Origin of the sequence: Rohdeia mirabilis (assembly GCA_007750655.1) — a bacterium.
GTDB lineage: Bacteria > Planctomycetota > UBA1135 > UBA1135.
Genome location: CP036290.1, coordinates 829,743 through 849,716, shown reverse-complemented (window position 1 = coordinate 849,716; position 19,974 = coordinate 829,743). Strand labels below are relative to the sequence as shown.

Here is a 19,974-nt window from a genome sequence, read left to right as displayed (position 1 = left end):
TCGATCGCCCGCGGTCGGGCCCCCGCCATGGACCGCCGCGCCTCCGCCACTCGCCAAGCCCTGTTGGACTCGGCCCAGACCCTGTTCGCCGAGCGCGGCTTCGACGCGGTCGCGACCCGCGAGCTGGTGGAGCGAGCCGGCGCCAACATCGCCGCGATCTCGTACCACTTCGGCAGCAAGCGCGCCCTGTACCTCGAAACGGTGCGGGGCGCGATGCATGACGAGCGCTTCGAACGCGCGTGGAGCGAGCTCGACGGCCCCTTCACCAAGCCGGCCGACGCCGCCCGCGCCCTGGCCGTCTTCGTGCGTGCGTTCCTTCCAGGCCTGCTCGAGGACCGCGAGCTGAACGCCTGCAGCTGCCTGATGCTGCGCGAGGCGATGCAGCCCAGTGAAGCCCTCGACGACGTCCTGCGCCAGTTCATCGAACCGCGCGAACAAGCGCTCGAGGACGCGATTCGCGCCGCCCGGCCCGAGTTGAAGCCGAAGGAGGCGCGCCTCTGCGCCCGCAGCCTCTTCGGCCAGTTGCTGCACCAGCACCTCTTCCGGCCGTTCTTCGAGGGGCTGCGCGGCCGTCCGCACGCCAAGCGCGACGTCCAGGCCATCACCGACCACGTCATCCGCTTCTCGCTGCGCGGGATCGGACTGCGCGACGCCCAGATCACCAAGGCCCTCGCTTCGAGCGCCCGACCCACTCCCGACGCATGATGTCTCTTCCCACCTTGCTCTCGCGTGTCGTCTCGCCGACTTCGCTCGGCGTCCTCCTCGCGGTCACGTGCCTCGGCGCGCCCGCACTCGCCCAGGGCGGCCCGCCCCCGACGCCCGTGCGCGTCGATCCGGCGGTGCAGCAGGAAGTTCAGAACATGCGCCGCGTGTCGGGCGAGATCCGCGCCAAGCGCCGTTCGATGGTGGCGGCGCGCGAGCCGGGTCTGGTGGCCGAACTGCTCGCCCGCGAGGGCCAGCGCGTGAAGGCCGGCGAGGTGCTCGCGCGCCTCGACGCCAGTCGGCTCGAGGACGAGCACGCGGTCCTCGCGGCCGAGCTCGAACAGTCGCGCTCGAGCGTGACCGAACAGGAAGCGCTGGTCGCCCGCGCACAGCACGACCTCGACGTCCTCGAGGAGCTGGCGAAGCGCGACGCCGTCAACCCGAAGGAGCTGGCCGACGCCCGCTCCGAGGTGACCATCGAGAAGGCCCGACTGCAGCGTGCGTCGCGCGGCATCGGCGTCCTCGAGGCCCAGGTGGATCGCCTGCGCCAGCGCATCGCGGACATGGCCCCGACCGCGCCCTTCGCCGGGGTCGTCGTCGGTCGCCGCACCGAGGTCGGTCAGTGGCTCGGCGCGGGCGCGACGATCGTCGAACTGGTCGCCGACACCGAACTCGAAGCCTTCATCGACGTGCCCCAGGCCTACTACGGCCCGCTGTCGGCCCAGACCTCGGCCGTCGAACTCGACGTCGCCGCCGCCGGCCGCCGCAGCTCGGACACCTGGCGCGTCGTGCCGCAGATCGACTCGACCGCGCGCACGTTCCCGCTGATCGTCGACCTGGCCGATCCGAAGGGCCTGGCGCCCGGCATGTCGGTCGTGGCCGAGGTCCCCACCGGCGAGCGCGCCATGCACCTGACCGTCAGTCGCGACGGCATCCTGCGCGGCGCGACCGGGTCGTACGTCTACGTCGTGCGCCCCGGTCAGGGCGAGGGCGCACCGAGCACCGCGGGCATGGCGCCGGTCGACGTGCTGTTCCTGCTCGGTGACCGCGCCGTGGTCCGCTCGCCCGCCATCCAGCCCGGCGACCAAGTGATCGTCGAAGGCAACGAGCGGCTCTACCCGACCGCGCCGGTGCGTGCGATGGGTGAAGGCGAGCAGATGCCGCAGGGTGGGCCGCCGCAGGGTGGTGGTGCGCCGGAGGGCGACGAGGCACCGGAAGGCGCTGCGCCTCGCGACCAGGCTCCGACCGACGGAGACGACCAATGAACATCGTCCGTTCCGCCGTTCGCCAGCCGGTCACCGTCGCGGTCGGGGTCCTCCTCGTCCTGTTGACCGGCGTCGTCGCGTTCCAACGCATCGCGATCCAACTGACGCCCAACGTCGAGGACACGATCATCGCGGTCACGACTCGTTGGGAAGGCGCGAGCCCCCTCGAGGTCGAGCGCGAGGTCGTCGACAAGCAGGAGGAGAAGCTGCAGGGCATCGCCAACCTCAAGGCGATGACCAGCAAGAGCCAACAGGGAACCGGGCAGATCCGCCTCGAGTTCGCCGTCGGCATGCCCAAGGAAGAGGCGCTGCGCCAGGTCTCCGACAAGCTGCGCGAGGTCTCGAACTACCCCGAGAACGTCGACGAGCCCGTCATCGAGGCTTCGGACCCCGACAACCGCGACTACATCGCCTGGGTGCTGTTGCGCTCGGAGGACACGCAGCGCGACATCCGCGACCTGCAGGACTTCGCTGCCGACCGCCTGAAGCCGCGCCTCGAACGCATCCCCGGCATGTCCGAGGTGAACGTGCTCGGCGGCCGCGAACGCGAGACCCAGGTCGTCTTCGATCCGGAGCTGCTGGCGGCGAAGGGGCTCACCCCCGCCGACATGGTGCGCGCGCTGCGGGCCGAGAACCGCGACGTGTCGGCCGGCGCGCTCGAGCAGTCCAAGTCGAACGTGCGCGTGCGCCTCGCGGGTCTGTACGAGACGCCCGCCGACGTGGAGCGCACGGTCATCGCGCAGACCGCCGGTGGCCCGGTGTACGTGGGCGACGTGGCCGAGGTGCGCGAGACGTACAAGGAGGCGCGGACGTTCGTGCGCTCGATGGGACAGCGCGTGCTCGCGATCAACTTCCAGAAGGAGGTCGGCACGAACGTGATCGAGGTCATGGACGCGCTGAAGGCCGAGATCGTGGCTCTCAACGCACCCGACGGCCTGCTGGCGACGCACGCGTCGAAGATCGGTCTCGAAGGCCGTCTCTACCTGGACCAGGCCTTCGACCAGACGGTCTACATCGACGACGCGCTGGCGCTGGTCACGGACAACATCTACCTGGGCGGCGGACTCGCCATCCTCGTGCTGCTGCTGTTCCTGCGCTCGCTCCGCTCGGTCGGCATCATCGCGCTGGCGATCCCGATCTCCGTCATCGGCGCGATCGTCGTGATGGTCAGCCTCGGCCGCTCGATCAACGTCATCAGCCTCGCGGGCATGGCGTTCGCGATCGGCATGGTCGTGGACAACGCGATCGTGGTGCTCGAGAACATCTACCGACATCTCGAGATGGGCAAGAAGCCCGTGCGCGCGTCGATCGACGGCGGACGCGAGGTGCTCGGCGCGGTCGTGGCAGCGACGCTGACCACGGCGGTCGTGTTCGTCCCGGTGCTGTTGATCGAGGAAGAGGCCGGCCAGCTGTTCCGCGACATCGCGCTGGCGATCGTTGCGGCCGTCGTCCTGAGCCTCGTGGTCTCGATCACCGTCATCCCAGCGACGGCGGCGCGTCTGTTGAAGGCGAAGAAGCAGCTGCCCGTGGGCCAGAAGCCCAAGAAGCGCGGCTGGTGGTCGCCCTCGCGCATTCCGGACGGGATCGCGGGAATGGTGCACCTCCTGGGCGGGAGCGTGATCGCGCGCATCGTCCTGATCGTCGCGATGACCGCGGGCTCGATCTACGGCACGCTCGCGCTCGTCCCCCCCACCGACTACCTGCCGACCGGCAACCGCAACCTCGTGTTCGGTCTGTTGATCCCGCCGCCCGGCTACAACCTGACGCAGCAGACGATCCTCGCCGAGCGCATCGAGAAGACGATGCGCCCGCACTGGGTCGCCGGTCGCGAGGAGTTGGGATCGCCCGAGCAGAAGAAGGTCCTCGAAGACGCCGTCACGATTCCCGTGATGAACTTCGCCACGGGCGAGGTCGAGCGGACCGTCAAGGGGCCGCCGCTCGACAACTACTTCCTCGTCAGTTTCGACGGGATCATGTTCCACGGCGCGATCAGTCAGGACCCCGAGAAGGTCGTCGACATCCTGCCGCTGTTCGGCGAAGCGACCCGCGGCGAAGTGACGCCCGACGTGTTCGCGTTCGCGTTCCAGGTGCCGCTGTTCCGCCTCGGTGGCAACTCCGGCTCGGCGATCAAGATCGACTTCACCGGCGACGACCTCGACGAGGTCGGAAAGGGCGCGCTGGCCGTCTTCATGCAGCTGATGCAGAAGTACGGTCCCGGCAAGGCCCAGCCGGACCCGTCGAACTTCAACGTGCCGACCCCCGAACTGCGTTTCGTGCCCGATCGCACGCGCATGGCCGAGAGCGGCCTGACGTTCGACGACGTGGCCCAGTCGATCCTCGCGCTGGGCGACGGCGCCATCATCGGCGAGTACCGACTCGATGGCGACACGGTCGACCTCAAGCTGATCTCGAAGACGTCGTTGGCGGCCAACGGACTCGACCGTATCGCCGAGACGCCGCTGGCCACACCGCTCGGGATGCAGGTCCCGCTGGGCAGCGTCGCGCCGGAGCAGATGGTCAACGCGCCCCAGCAGATCAACCGCGTCGGCCGACAGCGCTCGATCACGATCCAGTTCACGCCGCCCGCCGGTGTGCCGCTGGGTGAAGCGATCGACGACATCGCGCGGACGCTGGAAGGTGCGCGCGCGAGCGGAGCGATCCCCGCGGGCGTCGACACGGCGTTCGCAGGATCCGCCAGCAAGCTCGACTCGGTCAGCAAGGCGCTGTTGGGCGACGGCACGTTCGCAGGGATCATGGGCAGCTCGCTCGTCCTCGCGCTCCTGGTCGTGTACCTCCTGATGTGCGTGCTGTTCCAGAGCTTCGGCCTGCCGCTCGTGATCATGTTCAGCGTGCCGCTCGCGACTCTCGGTGGCTTCGCGGCCCTGGCTGGCGTCCACTTCTGGAGCCTGAAGGACCCGTACCTGCCGGTGCAGAACCTGGACATCCTCACGATGCTCGGCTTCGTGATCCTGATCGGCGTCGTGGTGAACAACGCGATCCTGATCGTGCACCAGACGCTGAACTTCATGCGTCCGGCCGGCGAAGGCGAGGAGGGCGACGAGGCGGAACTCCACAGCCTCCCGCCGCGCAAGGCGATCACCGAAGCCGTCCGCAGTCGCGTGCGCCCGATCTTCATGGGCACGCTGACCTCGGTCGGTGGCATGGCGCCGCTGGTGCTGATGCCGGGTTCGGGCTCCGAGCTCTACCGCGGTCTGGGCGGCGTGGTCGTCGGCGGCCTGATGGTCTCGACGATCTTCACGCTCGTTCTCGTGCCGATGCTGCTCGGTCTGTACCTCGAGGCCAGCGCCTGGTTCGCCAAGCGCCGCGGCACCGAGCTCGACTACTCCACGCCCGCTCTCGGTGCGGCGACGGGCATGCTGCTCGCTGCGCTCGCGACGTTCGGACTGGGCGGCTGCAGCTCGACCCAGGAGCGCTCGGTGAACGACGGTCGCTTCGACGCCGTGGCCGAACGCATCGTGCGCGACACCGTGGCCGCGGTCCCGACCGGCACGACGCTGACGACGACGTTCAGCGAGGACCAGATCGAGGAGTTGCTGGGGAACCGACTCGACGAACTCGAGTCCCTGGGCGGCGAGTCCACGTGGCGCACGCTCGAACCGGACCGCACCGCGGATCTCTCCGGCGCCGAGCCGCGCGTGACGTCGATCGGTCTCGGCTCCGCGCTCGACCTGGCGTTCGAGCACAACCTCGGCCTGCGCGGCGTGCGTCTGCGCCCCGACGCAGCGGCCGAGGGCGTGCTCGCCGAGTCGGGTGCGTTCGACTCGGTCTTCTTCGCCGATGCGGAGTACGAGCGCGTGGACCAGCCGCGCCCCGTCCCCACCATCGGTGGTACGCCGCTGGGCTCGCCGCAGTCGACGAGTGATCGCCTGCGCGTGCAGTCGGGTCTGCGTCAACTGCTCTCCACGGGCGCGACCGTGTCGGCCACGGCCTTCGCCGAGCGCTTCGACAACCAGTCGCCCGGCATCGCGTTCACGCCCGATCCGGCCTGGCGCGCGGGCGTCGCGCTCGAGCTGACGCAGCCGCTGCTCGCCGGGTACGGCGACGAGGCGACGAACCTCGCGCGCAGATTGGCCGAGCGCCAGGTCGCGCGTACCAACGAAGAGATCGGCGCGGACGTCCTCGCCCTGCGAGCGCTCGTGACCCAGGCCTACTGGAACCTGGCCGAGGCCGAGGCGCGGCGTCTGATCCAACAGCGTCTAGTCGCGCGCGGCGAGGAGGTCGTGCGCGTGCTCGGCGCGCGGCGCGAGTTCGACACGAACGCGGCCCAGTTCGCCGACGCCGTGGCCACGGTCGAACAGCGACGCGCCGACCTGGTGCGCGCCCGTCTGCTCGTGGAACAGGCGTCGGATTCGCTCATCGCGCTGCTCGACGATCCCGACGGGACGCTCGCGGCGGACGGGCGTCTGACGGCGGAACAGCCGTTCGCGCTCGAGCCGGTGACGATCGACCTGGCCGGCTCGATCGACGCGGCGCTGCAGCGGCGGCCCGAACTGCAGATCGCCCTGCTCGACGTCGGCGACGCCCAGCTGCGCGCGCGCGTGGCCGAGAACCTCTCGCAGGCCCGCCTCGACCTGGTGGCGCGCGTCGAGGCCCTCGGCGAGGACGACACGTTCGGCAACGGCGTCGACAGCATGGTCGGTGACGGCTTCATCGGCGGCCTTCTGGGCCTCAGCTACGAGGTGCCGCTCGGCAACCGCGCCGGTCGCGCCGAGGAACGCCGCGCGCGGATCGAGAGCCGCATCGCGCTGCTCGCCTACGAGGAACTGGTCCGCGACATCGTGCTGGAGGTCAAGCAGTCCCTGCGCGACCTGCGCACCAGCTACGAGCTGATCGGCGCCACGCGCAGCCTGCGGATCGCGCAGTCCGAGAACCTGCGCGCATTGTTGGCCGAGGAGGAGCAGCGTTCGCGGCTCACGCCGGAGTTCCTGGCGCTGAAGTTCGGTCGCCAGGAGAGCCTCGCGCGCGCGCAGCTGGACGAGGTCCAAGCGATCGCGAACTACAACCGCGCGCTGGCCGCCTTCGAGCGGGCCGTGGCGCGCGGCGAGTAGTCGGGCTCGCGGCCATACGAGCGAACGGGCCACCGACGAAAGGGCCACCGACGAGCGGGCCCGGGGGCGTCGAACGACGTCAACCGGGCCCGTTCGCGGCGTGGCGCTCGCCGAGGCTGACGAGCTTCTCCACGAGCTGAGGGTACGAGTAGCCGCGCTTCTCCATGCTCTCGGCGAAGTCCTCTCCGAACGACAGGTCGGGGTTCGGATTGGCCTCCAGCACGAACGGCACGCCGTCGGGCCGCATCCGCAGATCGACGCGCGCGTAGCCCGAGAGGCCCAGGATCTTGTAGATGCGCTTGGCGAGCTTCTCGAGTCGCGCTGCCACGTCGGACTCGAGCTCGGCGGCGGGGCCGCTGCGCAGGCCGATGCGCTCCTGGTAGGCGTGGTCCCACTTGACCTTGCGCGTGGCGATCGGCTCGGAGCCCGCCGGCAGGTTGTCGAACGACAGCTCCCACACCGGACCGGTCTCGAGCCGCTCGTTGCCCATCACGGACACGGTCAGCTCGCGCCCCTCGATGTACTCCTCGGCGATCGCCTCGGGGCACACGGTGCGTTGGATCAGATCGACGCGTTGGGCCAGTTCCTCGTCGCTGTACACGATCGACGCCTGCGCGATGCCGAGCGACGCGTGTTCGGTCGCGCCCTTCACGATCAACGGGAAGCCGAGCTTCGCCGGACGCTTGGCCCGTCGGCCCTTGCGGAAGACCGCGAAGCCGGGAACGCGGATGCGGTGGTACGCGAGGATCTTCTTCGAGAGTGCCTTGTCGTTCGCGAGCACCAGCCCACGCGGGTTGACGCCCGTGTACGCCAGCCGCCGCAGCTCGAGATAGCTGATGACGTGCGCATCCATGTTCGCCAGCCCGCGGAAGTGCACGAGCATGTTGAACGCGACGTGCGGCTCGAACTCGGTGATCGCGTCGCGCAGGGGCCCCAGCTCGTCGCCGAGTCCGAGCACGCGCACGTCGTGACCGAGCTCCTCGAGCGTCACGCGCACGTCGTACTCGGCCTTGAACGGCGCCATCTCCTGGGACGAGAGGCCCTCGATCGACGCGGGCGGTTCGAGCCCTTCGTGGACCAACAGCAGGATGCGGCGCCTTCTCATGGATTCGGTCTCGTGGACTCGGTGCTCGGACTCCTCGACCCTCGGACGCGAGGTCGCGACGGGGGAGTCCGACTTCCGAGCGGGCGTCCGGGGAGCCCACTCACGCGAGACTGTCATCGATCATGGGCACGAACCACCACATCCGGACCCGAGGGAGATCGGATGGAGCGGCTCTCCAGTGCCAGGACTGAGGCGGCGCCCGACAAGGAGCCACGGTTCGTCCGGTCCTTCGCGGCGCTCCGACCGATGTGCGCCGTCCGGTGAGTGGCCGCGTGAGTCGCCATGTCGGGCGCCGCCGCACGAGCCCGAGGAACGCCGCGCACGCGCTGGACACAGGTCCGCCGCGGCGCTCGCACGGACACGCTCAGGCGTGACCGAGGAAGTACTCCATGCACGCGTCGCAGCGTGAGCTGCGCGCGCCGTCGAAGTGCTCGCGACGAAGCTGCTGCATCGCGGGGCCGTTCCAGATCGCGTCGAACGGGCTCGTGTGCAGGTTGCCGAGCGGAATGTGGTCGCGCAGGCACGGCGTCACGGTGCCGTCCACGTGGACGAACGTCGTGATCGCGGTCGAGATGCAGAACCCGGGGCGGTACAGGTCGACGAGGTCCGCGACCGACTGCAGCACGTCGAAGGCGGAAGCCTTGGGCGGCGCGATGTCCGGACACGCATGCAGTTCTTCGATGCACGTCTCCAGGTGGACGCCGCGCTCGATCGCCGCCTCGAGGAGTCTCTCGAATGCACGCGCCGTGCGTGCCTCGCCCAGGTTGCCGACGGGATCGAGCTCGGCGAAGCGACGCGTCTGCGGGAAGAGGCGGGCAACGACCATGCGCTCGACGCCGAGGTCGGCGAGGCGATGGAGGTACCCCGCCAGGTGTTCGACGTTCTGCGCCAGTGCGACGGCCGACACGAGGAAGGGGATGCCGCGCTCGCGCAACAGGCGCGCAGCCGCTGCGATGTTGTCCATCACGAGCGCGGGGTCCACGCTCGGCATCAACTCGCGGTAGACCTTCGCATCGTCGGTCGGGCAGGAGATCTGGAGGCGTCCGAGGACGTCGATCAGCCCGTCGAGATAGCGCGGCGTCATGCGCGCCCCGTTCGTGATGAGGTCCAGGTACGAACCGTGGCGACGAAGGATCGCGGCGAGTTCGTGCAGAGGTCCGAGCGTCGGCTCGCTGCCGACGACGGGAAGCACCTCGAACACTCCCCAGCCGATCTCGTCGAACAGTCGTTCCACGGTGCCCATCGCCATGCGCGTCGGGTCGCCGCGCGGAACGTCGCAGAAGACGCAGCGCTCGTTGCAGCGCGCGTGGAGATCGATACTGATCCGCGTCGGGACGCCACTCCAGACCGAGCGGCCCTCGTACAAGTCGTCGGCCAGGGCCCGCACGTTGCGCGCCTTGTCGGCGTTCAGGATCGAACTCTGGGCCAGCGTCGCGGCGACGACGGCGTCGGCTCGATCACGTGACTCCACCGAGGCAGCTCGGTCGGGTCGCGCGGCGCGGAGCTGGCACGGCGAGGGCGGGTCGGTCGCGAGCAGGAAGCCTTCTGTGGACATCGCGCGATTCTACCCCGGTTCCAAACGATCCTCCGTGGAGGGTTTCCGCGTGGCCACCACGGGCCTAACGCCGGAACTCGGGGCTGCGATTCGTCACCAGCTCGTGACTCATCACGCCCAACAGTGCGCCGGCGCGAACCATGGTCGAGGGATCGTCGCGGTCGGCCGCGAGGCTCAGGCGGCGACACCCGCGCACCATCTCGCGCAGGGCCTGGTCGACCACGTAGCGCTCGACGCGCGAGACGTTGGACACCGCTTCGACGAGGTCACGCCGGTTCGCGCGCAGGAAACCGGCTGCCGACTCGCGGCGCGAACGGCGCGGGCGGGCCTCGAAGACCGCGCTCAGGCGTTGGTCGGCGCGCTCGTCCTCGTCGAGGTAGTCCTTGCGCCGCTGGACGTAGTACTCGCCGAGGGTCTGGCTCTCGCGCGACAGGGACTCGGGCCGCGCCGTCGATCGCAGCGCCGGCGTCGACTCACCGACCTCGGTCAGGAGTTCGTCCATGTAGACGAGCTTGCGTAGCGCCGCCCAGTCCGCGTAGCGCTTGCGCCAGGTGCGCGGTTCTCCGATGCGCACGGCGAACGTCTCGGCGAAGTCCTCGAGCGGGTGACTCTGCGCGTACCAACCGTCGAGACTGATGACGAACTGGCGGCTGACCGGATTCGCGCGGTAGGACGCCTTGTAGCGCTGGGACACGGGCCCGAAGTGCTCGCGGAACTCGCGGCGGCGTCGCAAGCGGTAGGCGTTGTCGAGCGCGTGCCCCGTCTCGTGCCGCAGGAGGCGCAGGCATTCGTCCGACGTCCCGCCCTCCACGTCGAACAACAGCTTGCGCTCGAGCGCCATCAGCCGCTTGCTGGCCAGGAAGAACGGGATCGCGAAGCCGGTGCAACCGTCCGGGCAGAACCAGTCGGTCGAGAGCCAGACGTAGGGCCGGAATCGCAGCCCGGCGCGCTCGAGGTCGTCGCACAGCACCCGCAGGCGTTCCTCGAGCGGCGAGCCTTCGATCTCGAGCCCCAGCTCCGACAGCGGCACCGTCAGGAGCTCGTCGTCGGGCAGATCGCTCCACCAGTAGCGGCGCTTCGAGCGGGCGCGGGCGTTCGCGGCGCGTGGACGGAGGCCTTGGAGCGAGAGGGACGACACCTCGACAGGGTAACGCCCGTGGGTCGGAGCGCGGGCCCGTGAGGAACGGCTCACGACGCTCGCGCGAGACTCGCCCGGTTGCTTGAATGCGGCGCTCGGCCGAGGATCCGGCCCGCCCCATGCGCCCCCTCATCGAGCTGCTCCCCTACTTCCGTCGCTACCGCCTGTGGTACGTGTTCGGAGCGATCGCCCTGATCGCCGCGGTGGTGCTGCGCCTGTGGATCCCGACCCTCTTGGGCGGCGCGATCGACGATCTGCGCGTGGCGCTGGCCTCCCCCGACGGGAACGGGCCGGACGGGCGCGGCGCGGGACAGCTGGCGTCGGCGGCGGCGATCGCGATCGTCATCACGGCGGTCCTCGGCGCCCTGACGCGCACGGCCAGCCGCCTGACGATCCTCAGCGCCTGCCGCTGGGTCACCCACGACATGCGCCAGGGGATCTACCGGCGCCTGACGGAGCTGCCGCCCAGTTACTTCCTGCGCTTCAGCTCGGGTCAGCTGCTGAGCCGGGCGCTCAACGACGTGCAGAACGTGCAGGGCCTCACGGGTCCGGTGCTCATGTACATCGCCGAGACCGCGCTGCTCTTCGCGGTCGGCGCGTTCTTCATGATCCGCATCGATCCGCTGATGACGCTGATCGTGCTGCTGCCGTTCCCGGTCTTCGTCTGGCGCAGTCGGCAGCTGGCGCGCGTGATCCAGGAGGGCTCGCGCGAGGCGTCGGACTCGCTCGGCAAGATGAGCGAGAAGCTGGGCGAGAGCCTGTCCGGCATCCAGGTCATCAAGACGCTGGGACTCGAGGACTTCGAGGCGCAGCGCTTCACCGACCGGGTCGAGGCCTACCGCGGCCTGCAACTCGACGTGGCGCGCGCGCGTTCGACCCTGATGCCGATGATGGGTGCGCTGGGCGGCGTCACCTTGGCGCTCGCGCTCCTCTTGTCGATCCCGCGCGTCGCCGCCGGGACGATCGCGGTCGGCGACCTGGCCGCGTTCTTCATCTACCTGCAGCTGCTCGCCGCGCCGACCGGAGCCCTGGGCTTCGTCATCAGCTCGTTGCAGCGCGGTGCCGCTGCGCTCGATCGCATCGCCGAGGTCCTCGAGGAACCGCCCGGCTTCCGCACGCCGGGTCCGACCGCGCCCGTCGCGTCGCTCGAAGGCCGGATCGAGGTCGACCACCTGACCGTCTCGGCCTCCCCCGCCGTGGCTCGGGTCGCCGGCGCGGTGCGACGCACGCTGCTGGACGACGTCACCTTCGAGGTGCGCCCCGGTCAGACGCTCGGCATCGTCGGTCGCACGGGCGCGGGCAAGACGACGCTCGCGCGCGTGCTGGCGCGCCTCGAGGAGATCGACCCGGGGCGCTACCGGTTGGACGGAACGCCCGTCGAGCAGCTCGACCTCGAGGACACGCGCAGCCATATCGGCTACGTGCCGCAGGACGCGTTCCTGTTCTCGGATTCGCTGTGGAACAACCTGATCTACGCCGCGCCCGACGCGCCGCGCGAGCGGGTGCTCGAGGCGATCGAGATCGCGCAACTCTCGAAGGACCTCGACCAACTCCCCGAGGGCCTCGAGACGGTCGTCGGCGAGCGCGGCGTCAACCTGTCGGGTGGTCAACGCCAGCGGGTGGCGCTGGCGCGCGCGATCGTCAAGCGGCCGCAGATCCTGATCCTCGACGACACGCTCTCGGCCGTGGACACGGACACGGCGGCGGCGATTCTGTCGGGACTCGAACGCGTGCTCGGCACCTGCACGACGATCATCGTCGCGCACCGCCTGTCGACGCTGCGCCGCGCCGATCGCATCCTCGTGCTCGAGGAAGGTCGCGTGGCCGAGACCGGTACGCACACCCAGCTGGTCGCCGGCGGCGGGCTGTACGCGACCTTGTGGCAGGCGCAGGAACAGGAGGGCAACCCGTTCGCGGACGGCGAGGACCGTTCGCGCGGCGCCGTCGGCGGCACGGCCGGAGCCGAGGCGTCGGCGGGCACGCGCTCGGAGTCGGAGGCGGACGGATGAGCACGCCCCCGCCCACGGACCGTCCGGTCAACCGCGCCGAGAAGGTCGCGAAGATCGACGTCGACTTCGACGAGAAGGGCTCGCTCGACACCGGGCTGCTCGCGCGCATGTGGTCGGTCATGCGGCCGCAGCGCTGGTTGATCGCGGCCAGCCTCGTGCTGCTGTTGATCACGCAGGCGCTGCGCATCGCACAACCGCTGTTGGTCGCGCTGGCGATCGACCTGTACCTCGCGCCACAGGCCGCCGAGGGGCGCTGGGCGAACGTGGTCGGGCTGTGGCGCTCGGTCGAGACGCGCGTGCAGTCGGTCTTCGGCGACTCCGTCCACCCGCTCGCGATCCTGGCCGGCGCGCTGATGGTGCTCGTCGCGGCCGAGTACGTCGCGCGGCGCGGACAGGTCTGGTTGCTGGAACTCGCCGGCCAGAACGCGCTCCGCAACCTGCGCGTGCGCGTCTACCGCCACCTGCAGTCCCTGTCGTCGTCGTTCTACGACCGCACGCCGGTCGGCCGCCTGATCGGGCGCGTCACGACCGACATCGAAGCGCTGCAGGAGCTGTTCAGCACGGGCGTCGTGACGATCCTCGGCGACCTGGTCAACATCACGGTGATGACGGTCGTGCTGTTCTACGTGAACAGCGAACTGGCGCTGGTCTCGATGTGCGTCGTGCCGATCTTCCTGGTCGTGACGACGTTCGTGCGCAAGCGCGTCCGGACGGCTCAGGACCTGTTCGTGTCCTGGCGCTCGAAGATGGCGGCCTTCATCCACGAGCACATCGTCGGCATGTCGATCGTGCAGTCGTCCACGCGCGAGGAGGACACGCGCCAGCGCTTCGGAGGCGTGACCGGCGAGATGCTGTCGTCGCAGTTGACCGTCGTGCGCTGGGAATCGTCGCTGTCGGCGCTGGTCGAGATGCTGGGCTCGTTCACGACCGCGCTGATCCTGTGGTACGGCGGCGGACTGATCGCCGAGGAACTCAGCGTGCCCGACGCCGCCGCGGTCGGCTTGACGGTCGGCACGCTGTTCTTCTTCGTCGACCTCATGGGCCGGTTCTTCCAGCCCCTGACCGAACTGACGCTGAAGATCACCGTGCTGCAGAACGCCGCCAGCGCCGCGTCGAAGGTCTTCCGCCTGCTCGACCACGCCGAGCACCTGGCCGAGCCGAGCGAACCCGCGAGTCCCGACGCCGTCGGCCGCATCGAGTTCGACGACGTGCGTTTCCGCTATCCGACGCGCCTCGACGAAGAGGTGCTGCGCGGGCTGTCGTTCACGATCGAACCGGGCGAGCGCGTCGCCATCGTCGGTGCGACCGGTTCGGGCAAGTCGACGCTCTTGCGCCTCATCACGCGCCTCTACGACGTGACGTCGGGCGCGATCCGCATCGACGGGGTGGACGTGCGCGACATGACGCTGCGCGACCTGCGCTCGCGCATCGCGGTCGTGCACCAGGACGTGTTCCTGTTCGAGGGCACGGTGATGGAGAACCTGCAACTGTCGCGCGGCGAGATCACGCGCGAGGAAGCGCTGGCGTCGGCCGGGCGCCTGAACCTCGACGAGGTGGTCGAGCGCTTCGACAGCGGCTACGACACGGTGCTGGCCGAGCGCGGTCGCAACCTGTCGGCCGGCGAGCGCCAACTGATCGCGTTCGCGCGCACCATGGCCGCCGCGCCCAAGCTGGTGCTGATGGACGAAGCGACCTCGAACATCGACACGCACACCGAGGAGTTGCTGGAGGAAGCGGTCGACGAACTGCTGGCGAGCCGCACCTCTTTGGTCGTCGCTCACCGCCTGTCGACCATCCGCCACTCGGACCGGATCCTGGTCATGGACAAGGGCCGGATCCTCGAGCAGGGCTCGCACGACGCGCTGATGGCCGCCGGCGGGCGCTATCGCGAGCTGTACGAGCGTCAGTACCAGGAGGACTGAGCGCGGGCGGGTCGGCGGCGAGGCGAGCGGCGGAACGACGCCGGTTCGGTCGCGTCGCCGCAGCGGGTGGGCGGTGTCGCGAGCGGACCGTGGGGCGCGCTCTTGGGTCGTGCCGTGGCCCGTGCTCCAATGCCGCGCCGAGCCGGTAGCACCGCAGCGGCTCACCCCCACGCCTTTCGCCCCAGCGCACCTCCTCCAGCGAACCATGAACGTCCGCGACTTCGTCGAGCACCACTACCGCCACTTCAACGCCGCCGCCCTGAAGGACGCCGCGCACGGATACGCCGCGCACATCGACGCGGGCGGGCGGATGCTGGTGACGCTGGCCGGCGCGATGAGCACGGCCGAACTGGGCTTGTCGCTGGCCGAGATGATCCGCGCCGGCAAGGTCAGCGCGATCTGCTGCACGGGCGCGAACCTCGAGGAGGACGTGTTCAACCTGGTGGCGCACGACCACTACAAGCGGCTGCCCAACTACCGCGACCTGACGCCGGAGCAGGAGAAGGAGCTGGAGGACCAGGGCCTCAACCGCGTCACGGACACCTGCATCCCCGAGGAGCAGGCGTTCCGCGCGATCGAGAACGAGATCCTCGAGCTGTGGCAGGAGGCCGAGGCCGCCGGCGAGCGCCGCTTCCCGCACGAGTTCCTGTTCGACCTGGTGAGCAAGAAGCTCGACCCATCGAGTTTCCACATCGATCCGAAGGACTCGTGGCTGGTCGCGGCGGCCGAGAAGAATCTGCCGATGTTCGTGCCCGGCTGGGAGGACTCGACGCTCGGCAACATCTTCGTCAGCCACGCCTACCGCGGCAACGTGAACAGCATCGGCACGGTGAAGAGCGGCCTCGAGTACATGGACGCGCTGATCCGCTGGTACCTCGCGACGACCAAGTCCTGCGCCACGAACCCGAGCGATCCGGGCGTCGGCTTCTTCCAGATCGGCGGCGGCATCGCGGGCGACTTCCCCATCTGCGTCGTGCCGCTCATCCACCAGGACATGGGCGACCCGTGCCCGTACTGGGGCTACTTCTGCCAGATCAGCGACAGCACGACGAGCTACGGGTCGTACTCCGGTGCGGTGCCGAACGAGAAGATCAGCTGGGGCAAGCTCGAGCCCAAGACCCCGAAGTTCGTGATCGAGAGCGACGCGACGATCGTCGCCCCCCTGATCTTCGCGCACGTGCTCGGGTGGTAGGAGCCTGGCTCGCGTTCGCCACCTCGCCGCAGGACGTCGCTGCGTTTCGCAGCGACGTACCGCGGCGAGGTGGCGAACGCGTGCCTGGCTCCGTACCGCCAGGTACGCCCCGGAGTAGCCCCAGGAGCAGCCCCCGACGCGGGCACACCGGCTCGCCAGCGCGATCTCGCCTCGCCAGCCGCGCTCGCGTCCGTGCTGCGCTTCGGTACGGAGCCAGACACGCGAGCGCCTCCCCGCCGGCCGACGACGCTGCGAAACGCAGCGCACCGTCGCGGCGGGGAGGCGCTCGCGTGTCAGGCTCCCTACCGCGCTACACGCCGACGCTGGCCCCTTCGAGTCCGCCCACAGCATCCCCGAACCGATCCACCGGCGCACCGAACGCGCGCAACAGGTCCACGTAGACGTGGCACAACGGCGTGTGCTTCTTGGACGCGAGGTGCTGACCGGTCGCCAGCCGCCCACCCGCATCCCCCACCACCGCGATCGGCAGGTCGTTGGGGTCGTGCTTGTTGCCGTCGCGCAGGCCCGAACCGAAGAACAGGGCGCAGCTGTCGAGCACGCTGCCGCCCTCCTCGCCCTCGGGCATCGACGCGAGGCGCTCGGCCAGCCACGCCAACTCGGCCACGTGCCAACGGTTGATGAGCGCGTACTGCCGCTGCTTGTCGGGATCGTTCTCGTGGTGGCTGACCGGGTGGAAGCCGCTGTCCACGCCGTCGAGGAAGCGGAAGCTGCGACTCGACACCGCGTTGCCCCACATCAGGCTCGCGATGCGCGTCGTGTCGGTGGCGAAGGCCTGGGCGATCAGCTCGAGCATCAGGCGCGCCCGCGTCGGATAGTCGTCGGGCAGGTCGTCCGCAGGCCGCGCGCCGGCGTCGACCGCTCGGCGCCGCTCGTCGCTCGCCTCCGTGAACCGCTGCACCCGCAGCTCGAGCGCGCGCAGCCCCTCGAGGAACTCCTCGACCTTCTCGCCGTCGGCGCTCGACAACCGACTTCGCAGCGCGCGCGCGTCCGAGCGCACCAGATCGAGCACGCTCGCATGGGCCGGATCGCGACCGAGCCGTGACGCGTCGAACATCCGCTCGAACACCAGCCGCGGATCGATCTCGCGCGGCACCGGACGCGTCGGCGAACTCCACGAGATGTGCGCGCCGTAGACCGTCGAGAAGCCCATGTCCACCACGTTGCGCACGGGCTCGAGGCTCAGCTCGAGCGACGGCAGCGGCGTCAGATGACCGCGCAAGCGCGCCGCCAGCTGATCGACGCTCTCCCCCACCTCGAGGTCGCGCCCAGCCGTCTTGCGCACGGGCGCGCCGGACAGGAGCGACGCCGTCTTCACGTAGTGCCCCTCGCCGGTGCGCGCCTTCGCGTTGCGCAGGCCGGACAGCACGAGCGTGCGCGCCTTCAACGCGGCCAGCGGCTCGAGCGTGGGCGACAGCTCGTACTCGGCGCCGACCCCCTTGGGCGTCCACGCGCTCGGCAGAACGCCGTTCGGCATGAAGAAGAAGCCGAGGCGGACCGGCGGGCGCGCGGGAGCCCCGAGGACCGACGCGCGCGCGAACGACGGCAGGAACGGCAGCGCGATCGCCGCGCCCGCTCCGCGCAGGAAGGCCCGGCGTGAGGTCGTGCTCCACATGGATCCAAGGGTGCCACGGCGGCTCGTCGCGCGCCAATCGCGGCGCGCGCGGCGGAGCGAGGCGCGGCACGGATGGGCGCGTCGGTCACCCCGCCCGTCTCGCGAGCCCGCGGACCGGCGGCGAACGATGTTCCAGCTGCCGAGACGCGCGGGCCCTCCCTCGCCGATCCATGGTCCGCGACTGCGGACGTTCGAGCCTGCGGGTCCTGGGCGACCGATGCTCTTCCTCCGTGAGCTGTGGCGTGCACCGCCACTCCTGCAATCACGGCGCCACGGTGTCCGCGGCACGCACCGCCGCAACCATCGCTGGGGCGACCATCGCGAGTCGCGCTCGAACGACGCAGCACTCAGCGCTCAGCCCGGCGTCGTCGCGTCGCCGTCACGCGCCCCGGCCTTCACCGACGCCCGCCCGTCACCGCGCCGTCACACCCCGCTCGCGAAACGGCGCCGACAAGACGAACGCCTCGATCAGCGCGCGCGTGCGCCACCCGCGCTCCTCCCCCGCCGCCAGCACGCCCTCGATCGCCGGCTCGTCCCAGGCCTCGGGCGCCCGGCCGATCCCGTACACGAACAGCCGCTCGACGAACGCGCGCGCCAACGCCTCGGGCCGCTCGGCCAGGTAGCGGCCCAACGCCCGTGCGCCGTCGACCTCGGTCCCATCCGGCAGCACACCGAGCGTGTCGACCGGCGCCCCCTTCTCGGTCGCGCGCCGCACTCCGACGCCATCGAACTCCTCGAGCGCGAACCCGAGCGGATCGATGCGCGCGTGGCAACTCGCACAGCGCGCCTCGGCCCGGTGCAGCTCGAGCCGCGCCCGCACGGTCGGGCCCGTTTCCTTGCCCGCGTCCCCGCCGCGCTCGGGCGGGAGCGCTCCGGCATCCGGCGGCGGCGGCGGAGGCGGCGTCCCGAGCAGCGCGTCGAGCACCCACGCGCCGCGCAGCACGGGGCTGGTGCGGTCCGGGTGCGACGTGATCGTCAGGACGCTGCCCTGGCCGAGGACGCCGCCGCGGCCGAACTCGGCGACCTCGACGCGCTCGAAGCCCTTGGGCTCCATCTCGATCCCGTAGTGCTTCGCGAGCGTGCGATCGACGAACGTCCAGTCGGCCGCCACCAGGTCGACGAGCGACAGGTCCGCGCGCACGAGCGTGTCGAAGAAGCGCGCGCTTTCCTCGTACATCGAACGCTTCAGCCCGTCCGAGAAACCCTCGTAGGTGCGGAAGTCGACGGCGGCCTCGAGAATCCGTCGATAGCCGAGCCACTGCGCGCCGAAATCGTCGGCCAGCACGCGACTGCGCGGGTCGTCGAGCAACCGCGCGAGCTGCCCGCGCAACACGTGGTCCTCGACCAGCGCCCCGGTCGACGCCAGCTCGAACAACTCGGCGTCGGGCCCGCGGCCCCAGACCAGGAACGCGAGGCGCGCCGCCAACTCGTGCGGTTCGAGCGGGAGCGGCCGCTCGCCCGCGTGGTCCGACTCGACGCGGAAGAGGAAGTGCGGCGAGACCAGGATCGACAGCAGCACGGCGCGCAGCGGCTCGTCGCCCTCCGCGACGAGCGCGAGTCGGCCCTCGACCTCGTCCTCGGTCGGTGGGCGCCTGAACGCGAACAGAAGCAGACGTTCGACCACCGCGCGCGGTTCACCGGCGAGCCGCGCCCGCGCCGCGTCGTCCCTCTGCACCGCGTTCGCGATCTCGACCGCCGCGTCGAAGTACTTCTCGACCAACAGGTCGGTCAGGAACATCACGTCGCCGACCGTGTCGAACCCGTCGGCGGCCGCGTCGCGTGGGAACGTGCGCGACGCGTCGTAGCGCACGCCGAGAAGGGCCTCGACGCTGTGCTCGAACTGGAAGCGCGTCAGTCGGCGCAGCGTGCTCGCGCGCGGCGGCGCGGCGGGTGCGAGCAACTCGCCACCCAGCTCGAGGAAGCGCGTGCGCTGCTCGGCCGACAGTCGCGGCGCATCGGGACCGTCCTCGGCGAGCGCGCTCGGCGGCGGCATCTCGCCCGCCGACACGCGCTCGAGCAGATCGCGCCAGCGCTCGCCGTCCGCCGCCAGCGCCGCGAAGTCCCCTTCCAGATCGAGCCCCGACTCGGGCACGGGCCCACCGTGACAGGTCGTGCAGGCGCCGTCGACGAGAACGCGGAACTCGGAGTCCGGACCAGTGCCCGCGTCGTCGCCCGCGTGCGCCGCGGTCGTCGGACCGGCGAGACCGAGGCCGAGGCCGAGGCTCGCGACCAGACAGAGCCCGGTGGCGAGCGCTCGCAGCGCGGACGGAGCGTGGAGGACGATCATGGCAGCGCAGACGGTACCAGTGCGCGAGGGGAGCGCCGAGCGTCCGCGCTCGCCGAGCGGAGCAGTGATCGACTCGCGCCGCCTCGCGCGCGGCGAA

At 70.4% G+C, this 19,974-nt stretch carries 11 protein-coding genes; 6 read left to right on the top strand and 5 right to left on the bottom strand.

What is annotated here, in order from left to right:
• Positions 1–27: 27 nt before the first annotated feature.
• From Pla163_RS03100 to Pla163_RS03090, 3 genes are read left to right on the top strand one after another with little or no spacing between them, the layout of a single operon-like run.
• The gene (locus tag Pla163_RS03100) at positions 28–705 is read left to right on the top strand and encodes a CerR family C-terminal domain-containing protein (RefSeq protein WP_419186263.1); all 678 of its coding nucleotides are present in this window, start codon (positions 28–30) and stop codon (positions 703–705) included.
• Entirely contained in the window at positions 705–1,967 is a 1,263-nt protein-coding gene (locus Pla163_RS03095) for an efflux RND transporter periplasmic adaptor subunit (RefSeq protein ID WP_419186262.1), read from the top strand. The genes Pla163_RS03100 and Pla163_RS03095 overlap by 1 nt, the downstream gene beginning before the upstream one ends.
• Entirely contained in the window at positions 1,964–7,036 is a 5,073-nt protein-coding gene (locus Pla163_RS03090) for an efflux RND transporter permease subunit (RefSeq protein ID WP_145183400.1), read from the top strand. The genes Pla163_RS03095 and Pla163_RS03090 overlap by 4 nt, the downstream gene beginning before the upstream one ends.
• A gap of 79 nt (positions 7,037–7,115) precedes the next feature.
• Here the strand turns inward: Pla163_RS03090 and Pla163_RS03085 are convergent, their stop codons facing one another.
• The 3 genes from Pla163_RS03085 to Pla163_RS03075 form a co-directional block, all read right to left on the bottom strand.
• On the bottom strand, positions 7,116–8,141 hold the full coding sequence (locus tag Pla163_RS03085) for a D-alanine--D-alanine ligase family protein (protein ID WP_145183398.1): 1,026 nt from the start codon (positions 8,139–8,141) through the stop codon (positions 7,116–7,118).
• Positions 8,142–8,505: 364 nt separating this feature from the next.
• Positions 8,506–9,696: a radical SAM protein gene (locus Pla163_RS03080; RefSeq protein ID WP_145183395.1), complete on the bottom strand. Its 1,191-nt coding sequence runs from the start codon at positions 9,694–9,696 to the stop codon at positions 8,506–8,508.
• 64 nt (positions 9,697–9,760) lie between these two features.
• Positions 9,761–10,834 (bottom strand): putative zinc-binding metallopeptidase, encoded by a 1,074-nt coding sequence (locus tag Pla163_RS03075; RefSeq protein WP_145183392.1) that lies wholly within the window; start codon positions 10,832–10,834, stop codon positions 9,761–9,763.
• 119 nt (positions 10,835–10,953) lie between these two features.
• Between Pla163_RS03075 and Pla163_RS03070 the strand changes: the two genes are divergently transcribed.
• The 3 genes from Pla163_RS03070 (at position 10,954) to Pla163_RS03060 (ending at position 15,957) form a co-directional block, all read left to right on the top strand.
• On the top strand, positions 10,954–12,843 hold the full coding sequence (locus tag Pla163_RS03070; protein WP_419186261.1) for an ABC transporter ATP-binding protein: 1,890 nt from the start codon (positions 10,954–10,956) through the stop codon (positions 12,841–12,843).
• Positions 12,840–14,765 carry an ABC transporter ATP-binding protein gene (locus tag Pla163_RS03065; RefSeq protein ID WP_145183386.1) on the top strand — a complete coding sequence of 642 codons (1,926 nt, stop codon included), beginning with the start codon at positions 12,840–12,842 and terminating at the stop codon, positions 14,763–14,765. Before Pla163_RS03070 ends, Pla163_RS03065 begins: the two co-directional genes overlap by 4 nt.
• Before the next feature lie 205 nt (positions 14,766–14,970).
• Positions 14,971–15,957 carry a deoxyhypusine synthase family protein gene (locus tag Pla163_RS03060; protein WP_145183383.1) on the top strand — a complete coding sequence of 329 codons (987 nt, stop codon included), beginning with the start codon at positions 14,971–14,973 and terminating at the stop codon, positions 15,955–15,957.
• Between the two features lie 310 nt (positions 15,958–16,267).
• Here the strand turns inward: Pla163_RS03060 and Pla163_RS03055 are convergent, their stop codons facing one another.
• Both Pla163_RS03055 and Pla163_RS03050 read right to left on the bottom strand, forming a co-directional pair.
• On the bottom strand, positions 16,268–17,590 hold the full coding sequence (locus Pla163_RS03055; RefSeq protein WP_145183380.1) for a DUF1552 domain-containing protein: 1,323 nt from the start codon (positions 17,588–17,590) through the stop codon (positions 16,268–16,270).
• A gap of 412 nt (positions 17,591–18,002) precedes the next feature.
• Complete coding sequence (locus tag Pla163_RS03050; protein ID WP_145183378.1) at positions 18,003–19,877, bottom strand: DUF1592 domain-containing protein; 1,875 nt, start codon at positions 19,875–19,877, stop codon at positions 18,003–18,005.
• Positions 19,878–19,974: the final 97 nt, after the last annotated feature.